Origin of the sequence: Kitasatospora sp. NPDC091257, assembly GCF_044757675.1 — a bacterium.
GTDB classification, from domain to species: Bacteria; Actinomycetota; Actinomycetes; order Streptomycetales; family Streptomycetaceae; genus Kitasatospora; species Kitasatospora lactacystinica.
The window spans coordinates 1-2,749 of sequence record NZ_JBIVVI010001191.1 but is presented as its reverse complement, the minus strand read 5'-3'; the positions used below and the strand labels follow the sequence as shown (position 1 = coordinate 2,749).

The 2,749-nt window shown below is 69.3% G+C and carries 2 protein-coding genes and 1 pseudogene; 2 read left to right on the top strand and 1 reads right to left on the bottom strand.

What is annotated here, in order from left to right; genetic code table 11:
* The first annotated feature begins 147 nt into the window (after positions 1–147).
* Positions 148–462 (top strand): hypothetical protein, encoded by a 315-nt coding sequence (locus ACIQOV_RS36160; RefSeq protein ID WP_401055049.1) that lies wholly within the window; start codon positions 148–150, stop codon positions 460–462.
* Positions 463–490: 28 nt separating this feature from the next.
* Positions 491–1,753, top strand: coding sequence for a WXG100 family type VII secretion target (locus tag ACIQOV_RS36155; RefSeq protein ID WP_401055048.1), 1,263 nt, complete (start codon positions 491–493; stop codon positions 1,751–1,753).
* Positions 1,754–2,112: 359 nt separating this feature from the next.
* On the opposite strand, the pseudogene ACIQOV_RS36150 reads toward ACIQOV_RS36155, so the two are convergent.
* A pseudogene (locus ACIQOV_RS36150) lies at positions 2,113–2,706 on the bottom strand (snapalysin family zinc-dependent metalloprotease); the annotation flags it as partial.
* Positions 2,707–2,749 lie beyond the last annotated feature (43 nt).

Here is a 2,749-nt window from a genome sequence, read left to right as displayed (position 1 = left end):
GGCACCGGAGATCATCCGGTGCCCCTCCGCTTTTTCGTGCCCGTCCGACCGGGAATGCGGAAGGGCGATCTCCAATTCCCGGGCATGGACCGAACTTTGCCCACCCATGGGTTAGGTTCACCGAACAGGTGCTCCATATCGCACCACATGCTTTGGGGGGACGAGGAGTTGGCCGAAGAGTTCAAGATCGACATGGGCCGGATGAGAACGGTGTCCAAACAGCTCGACGAGTGCGGCAACCGCATGGGGGCGGTCGCCAAGAGCCTCGAAAACCTCGGAAAGGGCAAGCAGTTGGGCACCGAGCGGCTCGACTCGGCCTGCAAGGGCTTCGAGGACCACTGGCACGGCGGCATCGGCCGGATGGCCAAGCTCGCCCACGGCCTGCGCGAGGGCCTGGACGCCTCGCTCAAGAACTACGGGGACAACGAGCAGGGCACCGCCAAGGGCCTCGGCGCGACCTGAGCCAACACCCAGGGGACTGACTTCCACCATGAGTGACAAGAACTGGCCGGGCCTCGGCTTCTGCCCGGCCCCGGGGGACCTCCCGGCCATCGCCAAGATGTACGCGGACGTCGACGCCGTCGCCCGCGAACTGGAGGAACTGCGCCACGCGCTCGCCGACCTCGGCTCCGAGGGCAGCGCCTGGCAGGGCGAGGCGGCCCGCAACTTCGCCGGCAAACTGGGCGAACTGCCCAAGTACCTCACCCAGGGCCACGAATCGATGGCCGCCTGCTCACGGGCCCTCAAGACCTGGCACACCCAGCTCACCGGGCTGCTCTCCACCGGCCGGACCATGGAGGCCCAAGCCGTCGAACTGCGCTCCCGCCTGGGCGACATGAACGTCCAGTGCGACACCGCGGGAAAGGCCCTCGACGCCTCCGCGCAGTCCACCGACGCGGCCGCCCAGACGAAGGCCAAGGCCGACTTCGAGGCCAAACTCCAAGCCCAGCAGCAGCTCGCGCACCAGCTCGACGAGGTGATCGCGAACGGCCACAAGCAGCTGGCTGACCACAAGAACAAGGCCGAGGCGGCCGCCAAGGCGATCATGGAGGCGTCCCGCCACCACCCGCCGGACCCGAGCTTCCTCAAGCGGATGCTGGACAAGGTGGAGCACGCCTGGCAGAAGTCGCTGGACTTCCTGGCCGAGCACGCCGACGACCTGTCCAAGATTTCGGCAGGGTTGGCGATCGCGGCCCTGGTGATCCCCGGAGCCGGCCCGATCCTGGGTGCGGCGGCCATGCTGACCAGTGCGGCCGCGATGGCCGGGCACGGCATCGCCAAGTCCCGCGGCCAGGACGTCTCCTGGCTGAAGATCGGAATGGACGGGCTCGGGGTGATCCCCGGTGTCGGTGCCATCAAGGGCTTCGCCACCGCCGGAAAGTCGATCACGAAAGTTCAGGGTGTTGGCGTCGTCAACAAGGTGATCCGGGCCCCGATCAAGAACATCAGGACGTCGGTGGCCGCTGAGGGAGCCGGCGCTGCCGAGCGCACCTCGGCCGCCGGCGCAGGCCTGTTCGAGAAGACCGTGAACCCGATATCGACCAAGGCCATCGTCGGCGGGCTCAAGAAGGCAGGCGTCGAAGTGGATCCCCGCGCGGTCACCATCACGAACAAGGCGAACGGACTCGCCTACGGCTTCTACCAGGACGAGAAGAAGGAGAAGGCCCGGGAGTCCTACGTCGAGGCCCCGGGACCGCTTCCGAAGCCCGCGTACCGACCGGCGTCCGCGCCGTTCCTGAACGCCGTCGGCTGAGAGAGGAGCAGCTCATGGTCAAGGACCTCCATGTGACGCTGCCGGTTTCGGGCGGACAGCTCGCCGCCGTGCCCGAGGTGGCCGAGGCGGCGCGGCGGGCCGAAACGCTCTACGGGGTCACCCTGTTGAACGACGACGTGGCCCGCAACGTGGTGATCAAGCACCTGCGGAAGCGGGATCAGCAGGACTGGCACGACGAAGCCGCGGGTCTCCTCGTCCTCGGTGGAATCGTGGTCTCCTTGGTCACTGGCAACTGGACAGCGGCGATCCTGGGGATTCCGGCCGGAATCGCGGTCTGGCTGCGGGGCACGGGCCGCAGCTCCAGCAAGCAGACCGCCTCCGTGCACTTCACCGCGTACATCGGGCTGCTGCACCAGGCCTGACGGGCCGGGGCCGCCGCCCGACATCAGCTCGCTGCACGGACCGGAGTAGTCGTCGGGCAGGCCGAGCACGTGCCCGGTCTCGTGCGCCACCACGCGCACCGAGCTGTACTGCTGGTTCTGCTGGTAGTCGAGGAAGACGTAGCCGTGGCCGTGGCCGTCGGTGCTGGCGTAGGAGCCGCGGCTGTCGCTGCCCTCGTCGTACGAGAAGTCGCCGCTGCCGCCGGTCTCCTGGAGCCGCACGTTGCGCACCGAGCTGTTCCAGATCTGCGCGGCCTGGGATATCTGGCCGGTGAAGGAGGGCGCGTTCGCGGTGTCGTAGGTGACGGTGACGGTCAGCAGCCACGGGTTCGCGGCCTGCCGGGCCTTGGCCGAGGCCATCACGGCGTGGAAGAAGGCCTGGTTGTCCGCGGCCTCCGCGGCCGAGCCGGCGTACGTCGAGGGGGTGTAGCCCTGGACGGCGGCCGGGGCGGCCGGGGCGGCCGGGGCCGCGGCGGCCACGGTGGCGGGCAGGGTCGCGAGGCCGGCCGCGAGGGCCAGGCCCAGGGCGGCGGACAGCACGGATCGCTTCATGCGGGGGCTCCGGTTTCGCGGTGCGCCGCCGCACCGGGGCCGG

Excerpts from the sequence above, each read along its gene's own strand:
- ACIQOV_RS36160 (WP_401055049.1), top strand. The coding sequence starts at position 148 with ATGCTTTGGGGGGACGAGGAGTTGGCCGAAGAGTTCAAGATCGACATG.
- ACIQOV_RS36155 (WP_401055048.1), top strand. The coding sequence starts at position 491 with ATGAGTGACAAGAACTGGCCGGGCCTCGGCTTCTGCCCGGCCCCGGGG.